At 63.4% G+C, this 22,286-nt stretch carries 22 protein-coding genes and 1 pseudogene; 7 read left to right on the top strand and 16 right to left on the bottom strand.

What is annotated here, in order from left to right:
* Nucleotide 1 precedes the first annotated feature (1 nt).
* The 3 genes and pseudogenes from JHW45_RS01415 to JHW45_RS01405 form a co-directional block, all read right to left on the bottom strand.
* A complete protein-coding gene (locus JHW45_RS01415) occupies nt 2–274 on the bottom strand; it encodes an SDR family oxidoreductase (RefSeq protein ID WP_272859188.1) in 273 nt (90 codons plus the stop codon).
* 94 nt (nt 275–368) lie between these two features.
* Nucleotides 369–674: pseudogene (locus tag JHW45_RS01410) on the bottom strand (SDR family NAD(P)-dependent oxidoreductase); the annotation flags it as partial.
* 59 nt (nt 675–733) lie between these two features.
* Nucleotides 734–1,123, bottom strand: coding sequence for a hypothetical protein (locus JHW45_RS01405; RefSeq protein ID WP_272859187.1), 390 nt, complete (start codon nt 1,121–1,123; stop codon nt 734–736).
* Between JHW45_RS01405 and JHW45_RS01400 the strand changes: the two genes are divergently transcribed.
* Complete coding sequence (locus JHW45_RS01400) at nt 1,109–1,459, top strand: hypothetical protein (RefSeq protein WP_272859186.1); 351 nt, start codon at nt 1,109–1,111, stop codon at nt 1,457–1,459. The genes JHW45_RS01405 and JHW45_RS01400 overlap by 15 nt on opposite strands.
* A gap of 27 nt (nt 1,460–1,486) precedes the next feature.
* A complete protein-coding gene (locus tag JHW45_RS01395; RefSeq protein ID WP_272859185.1) occupies nt 1,487–1,678 on the top strand; it encodes a hypothetical protein in 192 nt (63 codons plus the stop codon).
* Nucleotides 1,679–2,303: 625 nt separating this feature from the next.
* Here JHW45_RS01395 and JHW45_RS01390 read toward each other — a convergent pair.
* Together JHW45_RS01390 and JHW45_RS01385 are read right to left on the bottom strand one after the other, a co-directional pair.
* Nucleotides 2,304–4,793 (bottom strand): penicillin acylase family protein, encoded by a 2,490-nt coding sequence (locus JHW45_RS01390; RefSeq protein ID WP_272859184.1) that lies wholly within the window; start codon nt 4,791–4,793, stop codon nt 2,304–2,306.
* Nucleotides 4,794–5,040: 247 nt separating this feature from the next.
* Nucleotides 5,041–6,090 carry a LacI family DNA-binding transcriptional regulator gene (locus tag JHW45_RS01385; RefSeq protein ID WP_272859183.1) on the bottom strand — a complete coding sequence of 350 codons (1,050 nt, stop codon included), beginning with the start codon at nt 6,088–6,090 and terminating at the stop codon, nt 5,041–5,043.
* 111 nt (nt 6,091–6,201) lie between these two features.
* Here JHW45_RS01385 and JHW45_RS01380 point away from each other — a divergent pair, with 111 nt between their 5' ends.
* From JHW45_RS01380 to JHW45_RS01360, 5 genes are read left to right on the top strand one after another with little or no spacing between them, the layout of a single operon-like run.
* Complete coding sequence (locus JHW45_RS01380) at nt 6,202–7,257, top strand: sugar phosphate isomerase/epimerase family protein (protein ID WP_272859182.1); 1,056 nt, start codon at nt 6,202–6,204, stop codon at nt 7,255–7,257.
* Nucleotides 7,254–8,354, top strand: coding sequence for a Gfo/Idh/MocA family protein (locus JHW45_RS01375; RefSeq protein ID WP_272859181.1), 1,101 nt, complete (start codon nt 7,254–7,256; stop codon nt 8,352–8,354). The genes JHW45_RS01380 and JHW45_RS01375 overlap by 4 nt, the downstream gene beginning before the upstream one ends.
* On the top strand, nt 8,351–9,844 hold the full coding sequence (locus JHW45_RS01370) for a sugar ABC transporter ATP-binding protein (protein WP_272859180.1): 1,494 nt from the start codon (nt 8,351–8,353) through the stop codon (nt 9,842–9,844). The genes JHW45_RS01375 and JHW45_RS01370 overlap by 4 nt, the downstream gene beginning before the upstream one ends.
* A complete protein-coding gene (locus JHW45_RS01365; RefSeq protein WP_272859179.1) occupies nt 9,841–10,812 on the top strand; it encodes an ABC transporter permease in 972 nt (323 codons plus the stop codon). The genes JHW45_RS01370 and JHW45_RS01365 overlap by 4 nt, the downstream gene beginning before the upstream one ends.
* Before the next feature lie 16 nt (nt 10,813–10,828).
* The gene (locus JHW45_RS01360) at nt 10,829–11,791 is read left to right on the top strand and encodes an ABC transporter substrate-binding protein (protein WP_272859178.1); all 963 of its coding nucleotides are present in this window, start codon (nt 10,829–10,831) and stop codon (nt 11,789–11,791) included.
* Between the two features lie 448 nt (nt 11,792–12,239).
* Here JHW45_RS01360 and JHW45_RS01355 read toward each other — a convergent pair whose 3' ends face one another.
* The 11 genes from JHW45_RS01355 to JHW45_RS01305 all read right to left on the bottom strand — a co-directional run bounded on the left by JHW45_RS01355 (nt 12,240) and on the right by JHW45_RS01305 (nt 22,257).
* Nucleotides 12,240–13,265 carry an AbrB family transcriptional regulator gene (locus JHW45_RS01355; protein ID WP_272859177.1) on the bottom strand — a complete coding sequence of 342 codons (1,026 nt, stop codon included), beginning with the start codon at nt 13,263–13,265 and terminating at the stop codon, nt 12,240–12,242.
* Between the two features lie 192 nt (nt 13,266–13,457).
* Nucleotides 13,458–14,969 (bottom strand): tripartite tricarboxylate transporter permease, encoded by a 1,512-nt coding sequence (locus tag JHW45_RS01350; RefSeq protein WP_272859176.1) that lies wholly within the window; start codon nt 14,967–14,969, stop codon nt 13,458–13,460.
* A complete protein-coding gene (locus JHW45_RS01345; protein ID WP_272859175.1) occupies nt 14,969–15,433 on the bottom strand; it encodes a tripartite tricarboxylate transporter TctB family protein in 465 nt (154 codons plus the stop codon). Before JHW45_RS01345 ends, JHW45_RS01350 begins: the two co-directional genes overlap by 1 nt.
* A 79-nt stretch (nt 15,434–15,512) precedes the next feature.
* Nucleotides 15,513–16,478 (bottom strand): Bug family tripartite tricarboxylate transporter substrate binding protein, encoded by a 966-nt coding sequence (locus JHW45_RS01340; RefSeq protein WP_272859174.1) that lies wholly within the window; start codon nt 16,476–16,478, stop codon nt 15,513–15,515.
* A gap of 676 nt (nt 16,479–17,154) precedes the next feature.
* Nucleotides 17,155–18,027, bottom strand: coding sequence for an isocitrate lyase/PEP mutase family protein (locus JHW45_RS01335; RefSeq protein ID WP_272859173.1), 873 nt, complete (start codon nt 18,025–18,027; stop codon nt 17,155–17,157).
* 35 nt (nt 18,028–18,062) lie between these two features.
* The gene (locus JHW45_RS01330; protein ID WP_272859172.1) at nt 18,063–19,202 is read right to left on the bottom strand and encodes a PrpF domain-containing protein; all 1,140 of its coding nucleotides are present in this window, start codon (nt 19,200–19,202) and stop codon (nt 18,063–18,065) included.
* Nucleotides 19,203–19,769: 567 nt separating this feature from the next.
* Nucleotides 19,770–20,243, bottom strand: a complete 474-nt coding sequence (locus JHW45_RS01325) for a DUF669 domain-containing protein (protein WP_272859171.1) — start codon at nt 20,241–20,243, stop codon at nt 19,770–19,772.
* Nucleotides 20,244–20,265: 22 nt separating this feature from the next.
* A complete protein-coding gene (locus tag JHW45_RS01320) occupies nt 20,266–21,090 on the bottom strand; it encodes an AAA family ATPase (RefSeq protein WP_272859170.1) in 825 nt (274 codons plus the stop codon).
* Between the two features lie 107 nt (nt 21,091–21,197).
* Nucleotides 21,198–21,698: an ImmA/IrrE family metallo-endopeptidase gene (locus tag JHW45_RS01315; protein ID WP_272859169.1), complete on the bottom strand. Its 501-nt coding sequence runs from the start codon at nt 21,696–21,698 to the stop codon at nt 21,198–21,200.
* A 9-nt stretch (nt 21,699–21,707) separates the two neighbouring features.
* A complete protein-coding gene (locus tag JHW45_RS01310) occupies nt 21,708–21,920 on the bottom strand; it encodes a hypothetical protein (protein WP_272859168.1) in 213 nt (70 codons plus the stop codon).
* A 10-nt stretch (nt 21,921–21,930) separates the two neighbouring features.
* Nucleotides 21,931–22,257, bottom strand: a complete 327-nt coding sequence (locus JHW45_RS01305; protein WP_272859167.1) for a helix-turn-helix domain-containing protein — start codon at nt 22,255–22,257, stop codon at nt 21,931–21,933.
* Nucleotides 22,258–22,286 lie beyond the last annotated feature (29 nt).

Raw genomic sequence — 22,286 nt, 5'->3', positions numbered from 1 at the left:
CTTACAGGCTGGAACAAAGATGACCGCCGTCAACCGCAAGGATCGCGCCGGTCATGTAGGCCGCATCATCGGAGCACAGCAGCCGCAATGGCGCGTCCAGATCCGACATCTGCCCCAGGCGCCGCTGCGGGATGCGGCGGATCAGGTTCTGTCCCGCTTCGGTCGCAAAGAAGTCGCGGTTGAGCGGGGTCTCGATATAGCCGGGACACAGCGCATTCACCCGGATGTCGTAGCGCGCCCATTCCAGCGCCAGCGCCCTGGTCAGCTGCACCACGCCCGCTTTCGATGCGGCGTATGCCGCGACGCCCCCCCGCCACGCGCAGACCCAGGATCGACGCGACGTTGACGATCGCCCCGCCCCGCCCCTGCATGTGGCGGGCAGCCGCCTGCGCCACGTGAAAGACGCCCTTGAGGTTGACGTCGATCACCTGCCCGAACTCTTCCGCGTCGATGCTCAGCGCGGCCTTGCCCGACGTGATGCCGGCATTGTTCACGACCACGTCTATCGGTCGTGCGGCGCCGTCGAACACCGCCGCGACCGACGCCGCATCGGCCACGTCCATTGTATAACGTTCCGCCCGCCCCCCCGCGGCGCGTATTTCGTCCACAGCCCGGGCAAGGGCCGCGTCGCTGCGGGCCGCCAACAGCACCTCTGCGCCGCATTCCGCCAGCATCTTCGCGAAGTGCCGGCCCAAGCCGCTGGAGGCGCCGGTGACGAGGATCGTCTTTCCGTTCATGCCGTCTTTTTCTCTTCGACGCCGTGGGTCTGGCGCTGCCGGATGGCGTCGATCAGCCGCGCCGTCCTTGCAGGCCCCAGTTCGCGCGCCAAGGCGCCCGGCGGCTTTGCAGGGCGCAGACCGCGTTCGGCGCCACCGTCAAGATCATCAGCGGCGACGACGCCCTCGGCGACCACATCGTTTCCGGCCAGCAGAACAGCGCCTTCGAGACGGTCGGCCACCGTCTTGGCGAGATCGACCGCAAGCGGGGCCGGGTCCTCTTCGACCGGCCACAAGGCAAAGCTCGTGCTCATCGCCGAAAGCCGTGGCGAGGATGTGTAGCAGGACCCGAAGGCGGCCAGGCTTTCATCGGCCTTGAGCATGATCCGGGGGTGGGTGATCTTCATGACGGCGAAAGCCCCAACGCAAGGTCAAAGACCTCGCGTGCGACGATATCGATCTGCCCGGTGGTCGCAAGCCCCTCGGACAAGACACCGAACCGCTCCGTTGCAGTAGAGACAGAAAAAGCGGTGCAGTGCGAAGTCGTGGCTGTCGCGGCACGCCAACGGTTCTTTGGCCGTCTTCTCGATCCGGCTGATCGCCTGCGGCGAGGGCAGCATGGGCTTCAGCTCTTGGGCTCACAGACGCTTACAGTCTTCATCGCGCTCTGTACGGTGAACACCTTGAACATGGCGCCGACCGCGCGGCATCTCGATCTCCTCCTGTTCGCAGTCGAGACGTGACTCGAAGTTACGAATGGCGACCGTGTAATGTGGAATGAGCTCGAAATTGGTCGAAAGATCACTGAATGGTTCGAAGCGGCGGCGGCCAAGGATCCTTCACTGTATCGTCAGGTTCACCCTTCGCGCAGTCGGATTGAAACGATCCTTGGCCGCCTCGTCAGCCTCGGCGTGTCAGAAGCCCACGAGTTGGAGTTGCAGATCCAGGCAGAAACTCGCTGACGGTCAGAAAGCACCGACGCCGCGGCGCGTCTAGAACTGTGACGAGGCCGGCCGGTGAAGGGCAGTTCGATTTTTCGAAGCAACATGAATGACTTCGGCCCCTCTTGCTTCCACAGTGCTTCCACGGGCGGTGGAAACGCAAACGCCGCCCCGGAGGGCGGCGACTAAGCGATTGATAACTCGTGTAAATCTGGTTGCGAGCGAAGGATTTGGACACTGTTCCGCACGGTAATCCAGTGCAAACGCTCTGCACCAGTCAGTGAACGGTTCCGGCGCTGTGAGCTACCAAGGCATGCCAATTTCCTCTCTCAAGGGTCACCCATCTTACGCAACGGCCGTATACTCGGGACCGTTCGATGAACCTGCCGATCATCCTCTCAGGACCGGATCGTTCCCGATCTCAGCGCAGAGAGTTGAGATACTCTCCTCTGGGGCCTCGAAGAGAGATCTGCAGCCATGACGCGCGAGACCGACCGTCATGGCTGGACCTTGAAACGGTAACACGGCGCTTCGCGGCATCAGAGCGCTGCGCTTTACGCGCCGCTGACCTCCGGCACTCCGCGTCAGCCGGCAGCGCCTGTTCAGGCATCGTTCAACCTCAACGGCAGCTTGCCGTTCCGCCGGTCTACTCGGTCTCGACGACTTCTGTCGAGACCGCGTTCTCCTCGACCTCTGCGGCGGTGAACCAGACGCGCTTGTGGTCGAGATCCTCGTAGAGCGCCGCCTGATCGTCATAGGTTTCGCCCACGCTGCCGTCTGGTGCGATGAAGCCGCTCTGTCCCGGCGGCACCACCTCGAAGCTCATGACACCGTCCTCGCTGAACACGACCATGTTGTTCTCGGTGCCGCGGTTCATGGCGATGGCGGTATCGCTTTCGCGTTCGGACAATGTCTGCGGGATGCCGCGGAAATTCTCGTGCGAATAGCGGATCACGCCCACCGGGCTGAGCCAGCCCTCGGGGTCGTCGCCATATTTCCCGGTCAGCGTCTCGGCTGTCTGGTCCAGCGCCGCGAGGATGGACTCGTGCGGGTTGCCGCCAAGGAAATCGTACCCCTGTCCGAGAAGATTATAGTGCAGCACCTTGGCGCCCACCCCGATATTCTGGCCCGACCCGCCCGGAGCGTCGGGATCGGGATAGCCCGCAGAGGAAAACCAGTCGCCATACGGCTCGGGCAGTTCGCGCGAATAGATCTGCGTCAGCAGCGTTTCCAGCCAGGTTTCCATGATGGCGACCTCGGGCGCGTCATAGCGACCATCGCCGTCATCGTCGCGCCGCATCCGGTCCCATTCGGCAAGCCGGTCGGCAAGCTGACGGCGCCGATCGCCGGACGGCAGATCGGCCGCTGCCTCGGTGATGAAGGGGATGAACGGCCCCGCGTTCACATCCTCGAATGCGACCTCGCCCACCATCGTGTCCCAGACCTCTTGGGCAGTGAAGGACTGCTTCTTATCGAAAGCGTCGAACATCACGGTGACGCGGTCGGCAGGCATCCAGCCGTACCAGTGCTCGTCCGGGCTTGGAAAGCCCTCGGCAGGGCGGTTGTTCCAGTTCAGCACCATGTGGTTGGACGGGTTCTTCACATGCGGGTTCGTCTCGAACGGCATGATGCCCTGCCAGTCCATCCCGCCTTCGCCCGAGACCGGCAGGCGTGTGTCGTGGCCCTCGGCCCGCTTCGGATAATACCCGCCGAACAGATAGCCGATATTGCCGTCGGCATCGGCAAAGTAGCTGTTGACGTTGACCGCCGAACGTTCCAGCGCGGCAAGAAAACCATCATAGTCTTGCGCCTTCATCAGCTCGACCCAGGAAAATAGCGTGCCAAGTTCGGCCCCGCTCCAGGCTCGTTTCTTGGCGAAGGCCGTATGCTGGTCCTGGTCGCGGGCGATCACCGGCCCATGCACGGTGCGGTAGGCGGTAAAGGTGACCGGCTCACCGCCCGCGACCTCGATCGTCTCCTCGCGGCTTTCCATGTCGACCCATTCGCCGTCTCGACGGTATTGCTCAGGGTTTTCAGGGTTTACCGTCTCGCGGAAGATGTCGACCTGATCGCCCGCCGCCCATGTGCTGCCCCAGGCGATTTTCCCGTTATGGGCAAACATGATGCCAGGATAGCCCAGTGCCGTATTGCCCGCCACGTCGAACCCCGCGCCATGAAGCGCGATGGAGTAGGTATAGGCCGGGCGGAACCAGTTGAACTGCGGCCCGTTCAGCAGGACCGCCCGCGCGCCGTCCAGCTTTTCGGGACCGAGGATCGCAAGGTTCGACGCCGCCTCAAGGCGCAGGCCGGCCGGTCCGTGAGCGGCCATGAGCCGCAGGGATTCGTCCCGCCACCTGGCCCGCGGGATTGTCGTGCCGTCTGCCGCGACCAGCGTCGGCGGCACCGGCGCGATCTGGCGAAGCACCTCGTCTGAAATCGAGGCCCCCTTGATCGGGCGCAGGTCCAGATTGGTGCGGTCGCGCTGCGACGGATCCCAGTCGCCCGCCGGGATCGTCGTCGGCGCGCCTTCGGCGTCGACGCTGAGAAGCGTGTCGAACATCGCCTGCGCCGTCTCTTCGCCATGCGCGTCGATCAGCGCGTCAAGCAGCGCGGCATTCTCGATCTCGGTATTGTAGTCACCAAAGCGGTTGAGCATCGAGCCGATGAACACCATCGCGACATCGAACTCGGTCCACTCTTCCGGCTCGAAGCCGTTCACCGTGTATTCCTGTGGCATCAGCCGGTCAGGCTCGGCCTGGACCTTGTCGATCCAGGCATTCATGCCGGCGGCATAGCCTGAAAGGATTTCCCTTTCCTGCGGAGCAGCGGCGTCGATCTGCTGCTGGATCGAGGCCGGCCAGTATTCCGAGCGGATCTTTCTGTCGTAATCGACAAACTCGGACCCCAATGCTGCCGCCACATGCCCGGTCGCGCTGCGCCGCGCCATGTCCATGGAGTAGAGCCGATCCTGCGCCACCGCATAGCCGTAACCGAAGAACAAATCATGGACCGTGTAGCCATATACATGGGGCATGCCCCACTGGTCGCGTTTGATCGTGACCTCGCCGGCCACAGCCGGCATCGGCGACAGGGCTGCGCCCAGAAGAAGGGCGGCCAGAACGTTTCCCGTCTGCATCACAGATCCTCCTGATTTCATCCGGTCCGGGCCGGGAACTTCCAGCGCCTGCCCCGTTCGCCCAGTGTCGATCATCAGCTTTCAGTCCGCGACCAAATTAGTCAATAGACTGTGCCGCGGACCGGCCCAGAACGATGAGAAGGCACAACGAACGCCCAGCATATAAGCATCTGCGGGCTTACCCACGCCACGAAGCTGACAATGGCCGGCTAAGTTCTACGTCAGTATCCCGCTAAAACGCGAAGCATCAACGAGGCGCGCGGCCGGTCGAGGCGCGGATGATCAGGTCCGGTTGCAGAACGTCTTCGGCGGGAAGCTGGACCCCGGCGATGCGCCGGATGATGAACTCGGCCGCGCGGCGGCCAAGTTCGCGCTTGGGCTGATGGACCGTCGTCAGCGGCACCGGCAGATGCGCCACCCAATCGATGCCGTCGAAGCCGACGACCGAGACATCAGCGGGGATGGACACGCCCGCACGCGATACCTCACCGACAAAACCGGCGGCCATTTCGTCGCTGAAGGACAGGATCGCGGTGGCGCGGGTGTCGACGGGTTCGCCCAGCCAGATGCGTGCGGCCCGGGCGCCGGAGGCGACCGAGAAGTCGCCGGGATATCCCGACGGCAGATGCCCCAGCACCCGCTCAAGGCCCCGGCAGCGCGCGAGATGCAGCACATTCGCGGGCGGTCCGCCGATCCAGCCGATGCGGCGGTGCCCGAGATCGACCAGATGACGGGCCGCCAGTTCGGTTCCCAGCGCATTGTCCAGAACCACCCGCGGCAGTCCTGCATCGTCGATCCACTCACAGGCCATGATGACCGGGGGCGCGTCGGGCAGTGCGGCCAGATCATCGGCGGTGACCTGCCCATCCAGCAGGATGATCCCGTCCGCGCGCGACGGGTCGAGAAAGCGGGCAAGCGCCCGGTGCCGCCCACCCTCTTCCATGGTGTCGCCGACCAGAAGATCGTAACCGGCGCGGGCAAGTTCTGCGCCCATCCCGGCGAGGATCCTGGCAAAGAACGGATTGCCGAGGTTCGGCACCAGGGCGACCACCGCGCCCGTGCGCTGCTTGCGCAGGTTCCGGGCCGCCTGATTGACGCGATAGCCGGTGGCGCGAACGGCGGATTGCACCAGATCGCGTGTGGCTGCGGTGACCATCTCGGGTCGCGACAGCGCACGGCTGACCGTGGCGACCGAAACGCCGGCGTGACGCGCCACGTCAGTCAGACGCGCCGGCCCGGCACCCGAGGCGACGTGATCGGCATCGCCGGAGGTATCAGCGGGCGCATCGTCCATCATGGCACGATCTAAGGCCGTCGACCCGGCCTGCGCAAGCAGTTGCGCTGCTTGCAAATCAATTCTTGTAATCGATTGCAGGATCGGTTGTGGTGGAGGCGAGGAGGATCGGGGATGAGGACGATCAAGGGGCCCGCGCTGTTTCTGGCGCAGTTCGTATCGGATGCTGCGCCCTTCAACGACTGGGACACAATCACGGCATGGGCGGCCTCGCTGGGCTACGAAGGCGTGCAGGTCCCGTCAGCAGAGACGCGGCTGTTCGATCTGGACCGGGCCGTGGACTCGCAGACCTACCGCGACGAGTTCCTCGGCATCGCGGCGCAGAATGGCGTTGTGGTCACCGAGTTGTCGTCGCATCTGCAGGGACAGTTGGTCGCTGTTCACCCGGCCTATGACACCGCTTTCGATGCCTTTGCTCCGCCTGCCCTGCGCGGCCGTCCAGCCAAGCGTCAGGCCTGGGCGGTGGAACAGGTGGCGCAAACCGTTCGCGCAAGCCGCCTTCTGGGGCTGAGCGCGATGGGAACATTCTCGGGCGCGTTGGCCTGGCCATACCTTTACCCTTGGCCGCAGCGGGCACCGGGCCTGGTCGAAACCGCCTTCGACACGCTGGCGACGCGCTGGCGACCGCTGTTGGATCTGGCCGAGGAGAACGGCGTCGACATCTGCTACGAGATCCACCCGGGCGAGGATCTGCATGACGGGATCACCTTCGAGATGTTTCTTGATCGGGTGGACAAACACCCGCGCGCGAACATGCTGTATGATCCCTCGCATTATCTGCTGCAGCAACTGGACTACCTCGCAAATATCGACATCTATCACGACCGGATCCGCATGTTTCACGTCAAGGATGCCGAGTTCCGGCCCACCGGGCGGCAGGGGGTCTATGGCGGATACCAGCCATGGGTCGAAAGGGCCGGTCGCTTTCGCAGTCCGGGCGACGGTCAGGTTGATTTCGCGCAGGTCTTCGCCAAGCTCGCGCAGCATGATTTTCCCGGCTGGGCTGTCGTCGAATGGGAATGTGCCCTGAAACATCCACAGCAGGGTGCACGCGAAGGCGCAGCCTTTGTGCGGCGGCATATCATTCCCGTGACGCCGATGGCCTTTGACGATTTCGCGGCGCAGCAGGCGGACGCCGACGCCATAGACCGCGCCCTGGGGCTGGCATGAACGCGCCGCTGCCCCTGGGGATGGTCGGTGGTGGCGAAGGTGCCTTCATCGGCGCGGTTCATCGCATCGCTGCCCGCATGGATGGCCAGTTTCAGCTTGTTGCGGGCGCGCTGTCGTCAGACCCGGCACGGGCTGCGGCGTCGGCGCGCGCGTTGGGGCTGGATCGGTCTTATGATGATTTCAGACAGATGGCCGAGGCCGAGGCGGCCCGCGCCGACGGCATCCGCGCCGTGGCCATCGTCACCCCGAACCACATGCATGCGCCGGTCGCCGTGGCGTTTCTGGATGCCGGCATCCACGTCATCTGCGACAAGCCGCTGGCGGCGACGCAGGAACAGGGCCGCGAGATTGCCGAGGCCGCAAGACGCAGCCGCGCCCGCTTTTTCCTGACCCATAATTACAGCGCCATGCCGATGGTGCGCGAGGCGCGCGCGATTGTCGCCGAAGGCGGTATTGGCAATCTGCGACTGGTGCAGGCAGAGTATCTGCAGGGCTGGCTTGCCGACAATGTCGAGACCAAGCAGGCGCAGTGGCGCACCGATCCGGCGCGGGCCGGTGCGGGCGCGATCGGCGATATTGGCACCCATGCGTGGCAGCTTGCTGCCTTTGTCACCGGCCGCACACCCATTGCCCTGTCGGCCGAACTGTCCAGCATGGTGCCGGGCCGGGCCGTCGATGACGACGCGCGGATCGCGCTGCGCTACGGCTCGGGGGCGCGCGGCGGGTTGTGGGCCAGCCAGGTCGCCATCGGATGCGAAAACGACCTGTCGCTGCGCGTCGTCGGCAGCAAAGCAGCGCTCTACTGGCGCCTGCAGGACGCAGAGCGGCTGATCCTTGCGCCCCGGGACGGTCCGTCGCGCATCCTGACCCGCGCGCAGGACCGCTCGGCGTCGTTTCGCACGCCGCCCGGACACCCCGAGGGCTATCTGGAGGGGTTCGCCAATCTTTACGCCGATATTGCCGCAATCATCCGGGGCGACGGGACGCGGCTGGAACGGGTGCCCGGGCTGGCGGACGGGCTGTCGGGACTGGCCTTCATCGCGGCCGCGCAGGCGTCTGCCGCGCGCGACGGGGCCTGGGTCGAGGTGCGACTGTGACACCCGTCATCGCCCTTAAGTCGGTCACCCGCAGCTTTGGCGCGGTCGAGGTCCTGCACGGCGTCGATCTGGCGCTGAACGCGGGCGAGGTCCATGCCCTGATCGGCGAGAACGGGGCCGGCAAATCCACCATCATGAAGATCCTTGGCGGCTATCTGGCGCCGACGACAGGACAGGTCCTGCTGGACGGACGCCCGGTCCGGTTCCGCAACGGCCCCGAGGCCGAGGCAGCCGGGGTGGTTGTCATCCATCAGGAATTCAACCTGGTCCCCGACCTGACCGTGACCGGCAACATTTTCCTGGGCCGCGAGCGGACCCGGCATCTGCGGCTTGACCATCAGGCGATGCGTGACGCGGCGGCAGAGCTGCTGGCGCGTCTGGATTCGCCCATTCCCGTCGATGCCCGCATACGCGACCTGTCGGTGCCCGACCGGCAGATGGTCGAGATTGCCAAGGCATTGTCGCGCGATGCGCGCGTGCTGATCATGGACGAGCCTTCGGCGGCGCTGACCCATCGCGAGGTCGAGGCGCTTTACGCGCAGGTCGATCGTCTGCGCGCCGACGGTGTCGCGCTGATGTTCTGTTCGCACCGGCTGGACGAGGTGGTGCGGCTTGCCGACCGGATCACGGTGCTGCGCGACGGCGCGGTGGTTCGTCGCGCGGACCGGGGAGAGCTGACCGAGGACAGCATGGCGACCGCCATGGTCGGTCGTGAGCTGACCGATATCTTTCCCCCCAAGGATACCGTCACCAGCGATGAACTGCTTTCCGTGCAGGGACTGACGGTGCCGGGTGCCGTCCATGACGCCAGCCTTCGCCTTGCCGGGGGCGAGGTGCTGGGCATCGCCGGGCTGGTGGGTTCGGGGCGGACCGAGTTGGCCGAGGCGATTGCGGGGCTGCGCCCGGCGAGGGGCCGGATCGCGGTCAGCGGGCAGCAGATCCGGATCGGCAGCACCCGGGCTGCGGCGGCCGCGGGGATTGCCTATCTGACCGAGGATCGCAAGGAAGCCGGGCTGCTGCTGACCAAGCCGCTGACCCAGAACCTGACGCTGTCCGCGCTTGACCGCTTCGGCTTTCGCATCGACCGGGCGCGCGAGGCGCAGGCGATGAAGGACGCGACGCGCGAGTTTGACATTCGCGCGGCCTCGCCCGACATGCCTGCCGGCGCACTGTCGGGCGGCAATCAGCAAAAACTGCTTCTGGCCAAGACCATGCTGACCGAGCCTCGGATCGTGCTGATCGACGAGCCGACCCGTGGCATCGATGTCGGCACCAAGCAGCAGATCTATCAATTCGTCCGCCAGCTTGCGCGTCAGGGGCGCGGGGTCATCGTGATTTCGTCCGAACTTCCCGAGGTGATGGGTCTGGCCGACCGCATGCTGGTCATGCGTCAGGGCCGCATCGCGGGCGAGGTTTCGGGCGCGGACATCACCGAAGAGGCCATTGTCCGCCTCGCCATGGGCCTGGACGCCCGGATGGAGCCTGCATGAAACGCATCGACCTGCACCTGCTGGGACCGCTGATCGCACTGATCGGTCTGTTCATCCTGGGGGCGCTGCTGAACCCCGCCTTTCTTGCGCCGGCGAACCTGTCGAATGTTCTGGCCCGCTCGGCCTTCATCGGGTTGATCGCGGTCGGCATGACATTCGTGATCACGCAGGGCGGGATCGACCTGTCGGTGGGGTCGATGGCCGCCTTCATTGCGGGCATCACCATCATGGCGATGAACGCGCTGGCGCCGATCACCGGGGCGAACTGGGGGACGATCCTGCTGGGCATGGGGGTGGCGCTGGCGGGGGGTGCGCTTGCGGGCTACGTGAACGGTGCACTGGTCACCAAGGCGCGGATCGAGGCGTTCATCGTGACGCTCGGCACGATGGGGATCTTTCGCAGCCTGGTCACATGGCTTGCCGACGGCGGGACACTCAGCCTCGATTCCGGGCTGCGGACCCTGTATCGCCCGGTCTATTTCGGAGGGATCGGCTGGATCACCTGGCCGATCATCGTCTTTGCCATCGTCGCCGTTCTGGGCGAATGGACGATGCGCCACACCCGCTTTGGCCGCCATGTCGAAGCGACGGGATCAAACGACCGTGTGGCGCGCTATTCGGCCGTCGACGTGGCGCGGGTCCGGCTGCAAACCTATGTGCTTCTGGGCGCGCTGGTCGGGCTGGCGACCATCCTCTACGTGCCGCGTCTGGGATCGGCCTCGGGCTCGACCGGCGTGCTGTGGGAGCTTGAGGCCATCGCCGCCGTCATCATCGGCGGAACCGCCCTGAAGGGCGGTACCGGCCGCGTCTGGGGCACGGTCGTCGGCGTGCTGATCCTGTCGCTGATCGACAACATCCTGAATCTGGCGGATCTGGTCAGCCCCTATCTGAACGGGGCGATCCAGGGCGTCATCATCGTGCTCGCCGTCGTTCTGCAGCGAGAGAAACGCACCGCCGATGAGCGGTGACAAGGGAGGAACAGGAATGAAACGTCGAAACCTGATGAAACTGCCGCTGGCCGCAGTGGCGCTGTCGCTGGCCGCAAGCGTGGCGACGGCTCAGGACGCCGAAAGGAAGATCATCGGCGTCGCCATCCCCACCGCGACGCATGGCTTCATGGGCGGGCTGAACTGGCACGCGCGCGACACCATCGATCGGCTGGGCAAGGTCTATCCGAACCTCGAATTCGTGCTGTCGACCTCGGGCGAGGCCGCAAAGCAGGTGTCCGATATCGAGGACATGCTGGCGACGCGCAACATCGACGCCCTCGTGGTCCTGCCCTTCGAATCCGAGCCGCTGACCGATCCGGTCAAGCAGGTGAAGGCCGCCGGGAAATTCGTGACGGTCGTCGACCGTGGCCTGTCGGAAGAGGGGATCGAGGATCTTTACGTCGCCGGCGACAATACCGCCTTCGGCCGTGTGGCGGGCGAGTATTTCCGCGACAACCTGGAACCCGGCGCCAAGATCGTGGTGCTGCGCGGCATCCCGACGACGCTCGACAATGAGCGGGTCGAGGCGTTCCAGGCGGCGATGGAGGGGTCCGACAAGGAAATCCTCGACATGCAGCACGGCAACTGGAATCGCGACGACGCCTTCAAGGTGATGCAGGATTATCTGGCCAAATATCCGCAGATCGACGCCGTATGGGCGGCCGATGACGATATGGCGGTGGGCGTTCTGGAAGCGATCGCGCAGGCCGGCCGCGAGGGCGAGATGGTCGTGGTCGGCGGTGCCGGCATGAAGGACATCGTCAAGCGGATCATGGAGAACGACCCGCAATTGCCCGTCAACGTCACCTACCCGCCGGCCCTGATCTCATCCGCGATCGAGATGACGGCGCTGCACTTCGTCTCGAACGCGCCGATGGCAGGTCGCTATATCATCGGCAGCCAGTTGATCACGCCCGAGAACGCCGAGCAGTTCTATTACCCCGACAGCCCTTTCTGATCGGAGAGAAACGCAGGGCGCGCATGGGAGGAGGCGCGCCCTTGCTGCCGGCACGAAGCAGCCGCGGCGACAGAGGCGGATGCGGCCGCGCCTCTTTTGTCCGGAACGGGTGAACGTGACGGGACGCGCGAACCGGTAGTCGTTGTTCTGTCCTTCGGGATCCGCCACCCTGACAGGATGAACATTCAGGATCTGGACAAGCTTTCCGGCGAAGCTTTCGAAATTCCCCACTTCATTGCCGCCGAAGACCTGCCAGAGCGCAATGAAGCCGTCCCGCTCAGTCACGCCACTACATTTCGGCAAGAGCCCTCCGGGACGTCGGTCAAGCGCCCGCGCAACTTCAAGCGCAAGTTTTCACGGAAGGCCCGCTCGCAGACTCGGGGGGGTTGATCTGAGGACTAGAGAGGAAGAGCCTCGACCCTACACCGGCAGAAAGTCGAGGCGACTTTCACCCTCGATCCTGCAACCGTAGCACCAACCGGATCGCGATAGGCAGGCCGAGAAGCAGGACGAGCAGACGGAAGATGTGGTGCGATGCGACATAGATTGGATCGTATCCGAAAGAGAGTGCCATCGAGGCCATCGCCTCGACTCCGCCAGGCGCGAAGGCGACCCAGACCTGTCCGAAGGGCATGCCAAGAGTTGTCGCCACCCCCCAGGATATCACAGCGCTAAATCCAATCCCGATGGCCGAGACGGTGGCGGCCGCAGCGCCGGAACGCCTGAATTCGGCCAATGTGATACTACGGAAACGTGTCCCGATCACCGCACCCGCCACGGCGAAGCCGACCAGATTCATGGCAGTAGGCAGCCGGCCTTCAACCCACCCAGCATAATGCGCCGCTCCGCTGAGGATCATGCCTGCGATCAAGAAGGCCGCGGGCATGCGAAGCTGCGTCAAAGCCAGGCCCAGCACGGCGGCCCCCAGCATCAGCGCAAAGCCCGCACCATATCCCACGGCTGTGGTCGTTGCTGCCATGCGACCGACCATGTCCGGCTCGATCAGACCGATGACAGGGGGCAGCATCAGCGTGACGGCCAGCAGGCGGACGCTCTGAAGGGTGATGACGGCGCGCACGTCATCATCGGTATCGGCGGCAAGGTTGACAGCAACGGTCAGCGCACCCGGCGAGGTAGACATGAGAGCGGTTGACCAGCGCTGGCGAAACGCCCGCACGAGAATGAGGCTCGACGCCCCCATGGTCAGGATCACCGTCAGAAACAGTGCGGCAAGACTCCCGGTCCATTGCACCATCTCCTGAACTATCGTGGGCGTCACACCGCTTCCGAGTGTCACACCGATGGCTGTAAAGGCCAGGTGGCGCAGCGGCCCAGGCACCGATCCAGGCATGCGCAAGATCGCCGCAATCGACACGCTGAGCGTACTACCTAACAGCGCCGCCGCCGGCAGGCCGAGCCAAGTCGCGCCAACCGCACCGAAAACTGCGATCACCAGAGGATAAAGAAAAGTCATGACATAAGGACGGTCTATGGGACTAGGCCGGCGATCAACCATTTGGCTGGCAATGATACGTATTCCAGACGAATGACGGCAAGAAAAGCGGTGCCTAACAGCCCACGCGTTCGCGCCGAGTCAGTTGCATCATCCGATTTACCGAACCCTCAAGGTCGGCTTGCAGAGTGGTCGCTGGCGTCGCATCAACAGCTAGACATCCCCCTCGGCCATACCGCGCGCCCGGCGTGCGGCCCAGATTGGCAGCACCACGATTAGAACCGCGAGCAAGTAGAGCATCACGCTCTTCCAGTTTTCTACGAGAATCAGCCAGTCGCCGTCCGAGATTGAGAGTGCCCGCCGCAGATTGTTCTCGAACAGTCCGCCCAGCACAAAGCCCAGGATAACCGGCGCGAGCGAGAAGTCCATCTTGCGCAGGAACCAGCCAAAAATTCCCAGCCAAGTGATCATGAACAGGTCGAATGGATTGCCGACAATCGAATAAATCCCCACAAAGGCCAAAACCGCGATTAACGGTGTCAGATAATGCTGCGGGATCGTAAGCATCCGGGCGAACAAGCCGACAAGCGGTAGATTGATGATCAAGAGTGCGACGTTACCGATATACATCGAGGCAATAAGACCCCAGGCAATCTCGGGGCGTTGCGTGAACATAAGGGGCCCTGGCTGGATGTTGAACATGAGAAGTGCGCCCAGCAGAATGGCGGTCGTCCCGGACCCGGGAATGCCCAGTGTCAGCATTGGCACCATTGCACCACCAGCGGCGGCGTTGTTGGCGGCCTCAGGTGCAGCAAGGCCGCGTACGTCGCCAGTGCCAAATGTCTTGCCGCTTTCTCCGGCGATCCGCTTTTCGGTGCCGTAGGCGACAGCCGACGCTACAGAGGCCCCGGTTCCCGGCAACACGCCGATGAAAAATCCGATCAGTGAACAGCGAAGGACGGTCCATTTCGTGGCTGCAAGGTCGGCTAGACGGACGAAGCTGTTATCCACCGGCAGCGTTTTGATCTTGCCCGCGACCTGCTGTTCCACGAGGTGCAGCAGTTCAGCCATCCCAAACAGTCCGACAACCACGATCAGAAAATCGATCCCGGCAAGAATATCCGGCACCCCGAAGGTAAAACGTGGAACGCCGGTATTGGCATCGATCCCGATGGTGGCGAGCATCAACCCGATGAGCGACCCGAGCAGCGTCTTTACCGCGCTCTTGCCCACCAATGAAGCAAGCGATGCAAAGGCGAATACCATGAGCGCCACATAGTTTGCAGGCGAGAACGTAACAGCGAAGGCTGCCAGCAGCGGGCCAAACAGCGACATGAGGACCACCGCGATGGTGCCCCCGACGAAGCTCGCTACAGCCGACAGCGACAAAGCCCGCCCGGCTTCGCCGTTCCGCGCCATAGGATGGCCATCAAGGGTGGTCATCACCGCGCCCGCGTCGCCTGGCACGTTAAGCAGGATCGAAGAAATCCGCCCGCCGTATTCCGCGCCATAGTAGATGCCCGCCAGCAGGATAAGCGCGCTTTCGGGGGGAAACCCAAGCCCGTAGGCAATGGGCAGCAAGATTGCTACACCATTGATAGGGCCAAGGCCGGGCAACGCACCGATCAGCGTGCCTGCAAAACAACCCATCAGCACCAGCATCAGGTTAAAGGGTACCAATGCGACCGAAAAACCCGTCGCCAAACCAGAGAGAACGTCGCCCATCAATTTGTTCCTTCGGTCTGTACAAGGATGTTCTCAAATATCTCGCCCGAGGGCAGATTGAGGTCCAGCAAAGTCACGCAAAGAAGATAACCGAAAACACCCGTGGAAACCCCGAACGCAACGGCCCGCCAAGTCTGGGCGCCCAGCATCAGCGCCACTGCCGTGCTGAACACCATGGTCATGACGATGAAGCCCAGAAATTCGTAAAGTTCCGCATAGATCATCAGCAGGATGACCATCCCGACCAGACGGAACCACGTGCTCCGCGCCACACCCATCCCTCTGGTGTCCGGCTTCCAGAGGATTTTCAGGATGCATAGCGTCGCTATGACCGAAAGGAGTTGCGGCCAGCTTTCCGGCCCAAGCGGATCATACTGAAACGGCGCACTGATGGCGGTAAAGGCGATGAAGCCATAGGCCAGCGTCACGACCAGCAGGATTCCGGCGAAAATACGGTCAGCCATAGGATTGGCTCCCACCTGGGGTAAGAGAAGCAGAGCGGGCGACATTCCGTGCCGCCCTCCCCGAATTCCAGATCAAACCCTAATTGATCAGGCCGGCTTCCGTCGCGATCTCACGCAGACTGTCCATGCGTGCCTTGATCGATTGTTGTAGCTCGTCACCGGCCAGGTTCAGCGGCAACAGACCCTTTTCATGCTGGACGGTGGCCCATTCCTCGGTCTCGTACGCTGCCTGGAAGGCCTCGACCCACGTGTTGTAATCGGCATCTGACACTTCACCTCCCATGTAGAATCCACGCAGGATCGTCCATTCAACGTCAAAGCCCTGCTCGATCGCAGTTGGAATGTCTGCGAACGGCTCATCTAGCCGCTCCGGCGACATCACCGCCAAAATGCGCATGGTACCTGCCTCGAGATGAGGGACCATCTCGCCAACATCGCCGGTATAGACCGCGATCGAGCCCCCCAGCAGCGCCGCGATAGCATCGCCGCCGCCATCGAAGGCGACATAGCGCATGTCGCGAGGCGAAGCGCCGGTCTCGCGGATCAAAAGCACTCCCTTCATCCAGTCCTGTGACCCCACCGAACCACCTGCGCCAACAACGACGCTGCCCGGATCGGAGCCCAGATCCTCCATCAACTGTCCGAGCGTCTCATATTCGCTGTCGGCCCGTACCACCACGGCACCGAAATCGGCTCCGGCAGTAGCGACAAAACGGATGTCGTCTTCTGTGGACGAGCCGTATTTACCGGTGACGATGTTCAGGAGTGACCCGGTTGAGAAGGCGACGATGGCGTTGCCGTCATCGGTGCGGGTGGTGTTGAACAGGTTGAAGGCCACCGCACCGATTCCGCCGGGCATGAACGTCACCTGAACGGGCTTGTCGAACTGCGATGCAAGGCCGGACTGCGCAACGCGACAGGTCAAATCGAAGCCGCCGCCCGGCTGTGCAGGCGCGACACATTCTGGACGGTCAACCGCGGCAAAGGCCGGGACAGCAAGACACGCAGCCACGATAAACGCGCCGCAGAAACGAACATGGGTCATTCGAGTTTCCTCCCTTGAAAGTCGATTACTGAGTGCCTGTGCGGGCAGATATATCCGTAACTGTCATGCGATCAGATGGCTATGACAACCCCCTGCGTTTGCCTGCTTGCTGCAAGCGTCGCCCGTCCACGAACCTCTGGTGATTCCTCTCACATGTCCAGTATCTTGCGCGATACCCCGAAAAGATAGGATGTTGTTCTGGTGGTCGGGTCAGCAACGGTCACTTGGGACCATGCGCCTCCGCTCAGGGACGCGGGCAACTCGGCTAAAGACGCAGCTTCGGCAGTCTTTGCTGGTGCTTCATGAGGTGTTTGCCAAGGCGCGCCGATCCAATGGGCGGCTTTGGCATGCGGCGCAAGACGCTGAGGCGGGTAACGAGAGCAGGTGCAGGAAGTCAGGATATTTGGTTCGGAATCAAATCTGTCGAGCAGACCGCAGCGGTCTGCGGCGACATGTCAGCCAAGCTGATCGCCGAGGCATAGCACGTGTCGACAGCGCCTCTGATTCTCCCGCGTGTAGGCAAATCGTCCACCATAGTCCCGGTCTCCGATCGCGCCAAGGGCGCATGAACGCCTGCCGAGACCGCGCGCAGAGAGCCCGTCGGCGTGCCATCGTCGATTACTAGCCGCCCCGATCCGTCGCCCAGCCTGCCGCCCGCCAAAGATATGCTGGCGTATTAGCTGGAATACCGTTTTTCCAGCTCGTCAAACATTGCCTTGCCAACAATGCGCTGGCGTTCGACAAAACTGGCCACCGGCCCAGTCTCATCCATTCTTGTCGATTCTTTCAGATGACCAAGCGCAGCCTGCATACCATGTAATGCACCCTGCAAGGCAACGTTGGCATAAAGCACCAGCGAAAAGCCCATTTCATCCAGGCTCGCCAGGTCCAGGATCGGGGTCTTCCCGCCAACCACCAGATTAACAAGCTGTGGCGTTCCCCTGAGCGCAGAAGGGATACCACGCACTTCGTCGACGGAACTCGGCGCCTCGACGAAGGTGATGTCGGCGCCTTCCTCGATAAACGCCGCTGCACGGTCCAGCGCTGCTTGATACCCTTCTGTGGCGCGAGCGTCGGTGCGGGCGACGATAAGTGTGTTTTCGTCCTGCCGGGCATCCACCGCGGCGCGAATACGGGCGCGCGCCTCGGACAGGCTCACCACATCCTTTCCGTCGAAATGCCCACATCGCTTGGGAGTCACCTGATCTTCCAGCTGGATGGCGCTTGCTCCTGCACGTTCGAGGGTTCGGACGGTGTGGCGCACATTCAGGGCATTGCCAAAGCCGTTGTCGGCATCAACAACGATCGGCAGATTGGTCGTGTCGCGGATCGTCGCGGTGTGCTGGGCAATCTCGGTCAGGCTGATGAACCCCATATCGGGCATGCCGAGGTATGTGTTCGTAAGGCCTGCACCCGACAGATAGACTGCCTCGAAGCCCAGATCGGCGATCACTCGGGCAGCCAGAGCATTAGCAGCCCCCGGCATCAGAAGGGCGCCGCCTTCGGTCAGACGATTCTTGAACGAACGGTTGATTTCATGGTTCAGCATCGAGCTTTCCTTGAGGTTCCAAGAGAGATGAGCGGTCAGAGAGGTGGCGCTGGAGCATAGACGTGGCCGTCCATCAACCGTCTCTGTGTGCGGACGATATGGGCGCTTGCGATCTTTCCGGTGCCTGGATCGGGGGTCGCGCCAACAACGACGACACCGCTCGGCGTACCGATGCGTATCTGGCTGGCATCCGATTCTAGCATCTCCGCCACTATCGACCCCTCAACAGCGGCGGCACAGGCCAGAGCCAGCGCACCTGTGACCGGAACCGCCCGATGAGCCTGACCGACCGATATCATCCGGATCGCAATGTCATGGGCGGCGGTGGAGACCATGCTGCCGGACAGGTCGCGAAAAGGGGCAGGCGGCGCGATCATCGCTACTTTGGGTATGGCAATACGCGCAGCAGCAGACTTGGCATCCGAGGTGATGCCCATCGCCTGCGATGCCCAGACGCGCACTTCTTCCAAGCGTGCCATCAGGGCAGCATTCCTGTCGATGGCATCGGGATGGGCGGCCGCGTTGCCGCCGATGTCGGATGCCGCGACGAAGACGGATGGCATCGCAGCATCAATCATCGTCGCGCGCAGAGTGGTGCCGTCGAGAAGTGTCAGCGTTTCCACAGCAGCCCCCGCGGGTAGGGTGCCGCGTCCCAATGTATCGCCAGGATCGAGGAAGGCCAGTTCGACAGGCGCACCGCTGCCTGCGACACCCGGGATTGCGGTATCTCCTGTGACGACTGCACGGCCAGCTTTCACAACGAAACGTGCCACGATGATCTTGCCTGAATTGGTGTTGTGGATGCGCACGGTCGCCATTCCGTCCGGAGCGGTGACCATGCCTTCGTCGTATGCAAAAGGACCGATTGCGGAACTCATGTTACCGCAGTTGCCCGATAAGTCGATTGTGGCCTGCGTGATCGAGACCTGCGCAAAGGTATAATCGACATCGGCGTCGGACCGCGTCGGTGGTCCGACGACACAGACCTTGCTGAGCGACGAATTGCCGCCGCCCATGCCGTTCAACTGCCGCATGGCAGGATCAGGGCTGCCCATGACTGCCGCAAACAGTGCTGGCCAAGCCGCGCGGTCCTGCGGCAGGTCAGTGGCGCGAAAAACGACCGCATTCGAAGTGCCGCCCCGGATGAAGGCGGCGGGATAGCTGACTTGTGTCATGACGTTACCTCGTCTCGCAACTGTGCCTCAAGCGCCGCCCAACTGTCGGCGATGTGGCGTCGCATCAGCAGTGTCGCGACATCTGCGTCGCCTGCGACGATGGCTCCTGCAATACGATAATGCCAAGGACAGGTGAACACGAATCGCCGATGCGCTCGAGCCGGGTGCACGGTGAATGCGGTTGCGGGTGGATGTGATTTGCAACCGATGCAGATGTCCCCGTGGCCACGGTTGGTGAAGCAAGGCAAGTAGGTGCTGCGATCCGCACCGACCGACGAGCCTGTCTTTTGCCCGCTGGTAGTTCGAGACCCGGCGCCCGTTCCCCCCCTTCTGCCATGGGCGCCATCTGAAGGGCAGGTCCGGATGCTGATTGACGAAGTGAGGCTCGAGCTGGCCGCGGACACGCGCGCCGTCCGGCTGGCCGAGTTCGTCCGGACCCTCGGAGCAGCGCCGTGCTGATGCCGTCGCAGGGAATGCGGATCCTGATGGCGACGAAGCCGGTGGACTTCAGTAAGGGGTACGATTAATTGGCAGCGCTTGCGCAGTCGATGCTGGCAGAGGGCCCTTTTACCGGCACGGTCTTTCTTGTTCCGCTCGAGGCGGGTGCTTGGCGGCATGCTTCGGCGGGGTCGCCTGCGCCGGGGCCTCCGGCACCAGGTAGCGGATCGTGTTGCGCTCGCCGTAGCCGTCCTTCGGGGGCTTCACGCCGACCTGGATCGTCATCGGGATCAGGTGCAGCTCCTCGCTGTCGTTCACCTGCAGCTTGCCCGTGGCGTGGCAGATCGCCGACAGCGTGCGCTGTGCGATCTCGACCGTGGTCGGGTTGGCGTTCACCAGGTTCAGCTGGTCGAAAACCTTGCGCCCCTGCTGCGGCCCCTCGAGGATGTCGAGCATCAGCCAGAGATACTTCCCCATCCCGTTCTTCGTGACGCGCATCTCGCTCTCGACGATCTGGGCGCGATACTTGCCCGCGGGCAGGATCTCGTAGGCGGTGGTGGGCTCGATGCCTGCGGCGTCAAAGGCGGTGTCGAAACGTGCCATCGTTCTCTCCTTTCAGTCGCAATCAGGCGGATTGGGGCATGGCGGCCAGGAACTCCGACCACTCGAGCGGGAGGGTTTCCGGCAGGCCGTAGCGGTTCTTGGCGAGGAAGGCGGGGCGCTCCTCGGTGTGCATGACGCGCGCACCGGACCCGAGCGCCCGGGTCACCTTCTTGTTTAAGCCGACGTCGGACTTGCTCACCGAGATCCGGTAGTTGGCGAAGAGCACCACGTCCGAGTGCTCCTGCAGCAGCGCCGAGGCGCGGGCCTGCAGCTTGATGACGTAACGGTCATAGGGTTCGTGCTTGGGGCTGTCGAAACGCTTGATGTCGGTATGGGCGATCTGGATGACCGCCATGCCCTTCCGGTCGCGGAGCGCGTTCAGCCTGTCGAGATATTCGCGCCAGATGGTCAGCGCCTCGGCGTAGCCCTTGCCGAAGCCGCAGCCCGCGTCGGTCATGTAGCCCGCCCACATCCGGCCGCGCCTGCGGTCCTCGGTGAAGTGAACTTCCTCGGCATGGCGGAACCGGTCCTGCGCATTCAGGAACATCCAGAGCGAGCGCGCATGCGGGTTCGCGAGCCCGTCGAGGAAGGCGGGGTCCTCCGCGACGCTGTAGATCGCGGCCTGGCCCGGCTCGTCGGACAGGGCATGGACACGCTCGGCGTCGTTCGAGATGCGGTCACGCTGAACGCGGGACATCTTCTCGATGGCGCCGAGAAGCGGCCTCGACAGCTCGGCCTCCGGCACGCTCCAGTCGAACTCGGTGGGCAAGCCGATTTCCGGCCGGTCGAAGTATTCGCGCAGCGCCTCGCCGGGCGTCTTGCGAAGGAAGGCGGACAGTGCAGTCACCGTGATCTCCTTTCTGGTGATTCCATGTATCGGCTGATCTGCTAATCAGCGTATATCGCGCCAGAGCGGAGTCAATCGAAAAAATACGCACTTCCGCGGATTCGCGATCAGCGGCCGAAGAGCGAGGGCTGTCCGTGTGTCGAAGTAATCAGGTTCAGCTTCAGCAGCCTGATGCGGGCGGCCTCTTCGGAGACCGCGAACCGCTCCATGACCATCTCGATCAGCCGCGCGGCATGCTCCGTCGAAACGTGGACATCGCCATGCAGCTCGCGTGGGCCGCAGTAGTCGGAAACGAGGCGACGGACCGGCGTGGCCGGCATCAGCAGCGCGCCGCTGATATAGCCGGCCTGCCATTCCATCCAGTCGGACTGCGGGGCGTCCAGGATGTTGTCGCGCTTGGAGATCACCTTGTTCGCATTCATCCCGCGCTCGAGCAGGTCGCCGTTGGCGAACTTCTGCGCCCAGAGCGGCCCGTGGAACTTCACGTGCCCGAACTCATGGGTGAGCGTGGTGCGGAAGCGATTCTCGCGCCGCTCGTCGGCCGCGATGCGTTCCGAAATGGACACCTTGGGCCCCCGGTGGGGGAAGAACTCGGTGACCCCTTCCACATCGGGCCCTTATGCGGACAGGTCGGCGTAAGGGTCGAGGTCCGCATCGTGCATCTCGATCAGCACGGTCAGGTCGTCGGTCGCCACGGGGTAGTCGACCGTCCCGCGGCGCTTCAGCAGAAGGTCCCCGATCAGTCTCTCGCATTCATTGTCGAGATCCCGCGCCTCGTAGAAGGGTCGCTCGGCAAAGCGGCCCGTGTTGTCACGGATCATCTTCACCATGCCAACCTCCTTACTCCTTCAACGTCTTCCTGAAATTGGCAAAGGCCTCGACGACCTTGTCCGGGGTGGACGCGTCCGGCCGCAGATCATCCGGTAGCCGGCCAGCGAGCGCGTATAGGTAGTCCTCCGGGATGTTCAGGATTCCGGAGAACTGGCGGATCAGGTGCCCCGAGCTGGGGCTGCGTCGATCGTGCTCGATGTCGTTGAGATACTGCGGGGATATCGACCCGCCGCCCTCTTCCTTCATCACGCGCGCTGCGAGCTCCTTCTGGCTGAGACCGAGGTCCTTGCGGGCTTTCGAAATCGCCTGGCCGAAGGTCACACCGTCGGCGGACATGGCCGGTTCATCGCTTGCTCTCCCTGTCA

It is taken from the genome of Paracoccus stylophorae (assembly GCF_028553765.1).
GTDB classification, from domain to species: domain Bacteria; phylum Pseudomonadota; class Alphaproteobacteria; order Rhodobacterales; family Rhodobacteraceae; genus Paracoccus; species Paracoccus stylophorae.
The sequence above is the reverse complement of the archived record's forward strand: the minus strand, read 5'-3'. Positions and strand labels throughout refer to the sequence as shown.

Bases quoted from the DNA above. Each gene is read 5' to 3' on its own strand.
- JHW45_RS01405 (WP_272859187.1), bottom strand. From the start codon at position 1,123: ATGAAGATCACCCACCCCCGGATCATGCTCAAGGCCGATGAAAGCCTG.
- JHW45_RS01395 (WP_272859185.1), top strand. From the start codon at position 1,487: ATGTGGAATGAGCTCGAAATTGGTCGAAAGATCACTGAATGGTTCGAA.
- JHW45_RS01390 (WP_272859184.1), bottom strand. From the start codon at position 4,793: ATGCAGACGGGAAACGTTCTGGCCGCCCTTCTTCTGGGCGCAGCCCTG.
- JHW45_RS01385 (WP_272859183.1), bottom strand. From the start codon at position 6,090: ATGATGGACGATGCGCCCGCTGATACCTCCGGCGATGCCGATCACGTC.
- JHW45_RS01380 (WP_272859182.1), top strand. From the start codon at position 6,202: ATGAGGACGATCAAGGGGCCCGCGCTGTTTCTGGCGCAGTTCGTATCG.
- JHW45_RS01375 (WP_272859181.1), top strand. From the start codon at position 7,254: ATGAACGCGCCGCTGCCCCTGGGGATGGTCGGTGGTGGCGAAGGTGCC.
- JHW45_RS01365 (WP_272859179.1), top strand. From the start codon at position 9,841: ATGAAACGCATCGACCTGCACCTGCTGGGACCGCTGATCGCACTGATC.
- JHW45_RS01360 (WP_272859178.1), top strand. From the start codon at position 10,829: ATGAAACGTCGAAACCTGATGAAACTGCCGCTGGCCGCAGTGGCGCTG.
- JHW45_RS01355 (WP_272859177.1), bottom strand. From the start codon at position 13,265: ATGACTTTTCTTTATCCTCTGGTGATCGCAGTTTTCGGTGCGGTTGGC.
- JHW45_RS01350 (WP_272859176.1), bottom strand. From the start codon at position 14,969: ATGGGCGACGTTCTCTCTGGTTTGGCGACGGGTTTTTCGGTCGCATTG.
- JHW45_RS01345 (WP_272859175.1), bottom strand. From the start codon at position 15,433: ATGGCTGACCGTATTTTCGCCGGAATCCTGCTGGTCGTGACGCTGGCC.
- JHW45_RS01340 (WP_272859174.1), bottom strand. From the start codon at position 16,478: ATGACCCATGTTCGTTTCTGCGGCGCGTTTATCGTGGCTGCGTGTCTT.
- JHW45_RS01335 (WP_272859173.1), bottom strand. From the start codon at position 18,027: ATGCTGAACCATGAAATCAACCGTTCGTTCAAGAATCGTCTGACCGAA.
- JHW45_RS01330 (WP_272859172.1), bottom strand. From the start codon at position 19,202: ATGACACAAGTCAGCTATCCCGCCGCCTTCATCCGGGGCGGCACTTCG.
- JHW45_RS01325 (WP_272859171.1), bottom strand. From the start codon at position 20,243: ATGGCACGTTTCGACACCGCCTTTGACGCCGCAGGCATCGAGCCCACC.
- JHW45_RS01310 (WP_272859168.1), bottom strand. From the start codon at position 21,920: ATGGTGAAGATGATCCGTGACAACACGGGCCGCTTTGCCGAGCGACCC.
- JHW45_RS01305 (WP_272859167.1), bottom strand. From the start codon at position 22,257: ATGTCCGCCGACGGTGTGACCTTCGGCCAGGCGATTTCGAAAGCCCGC.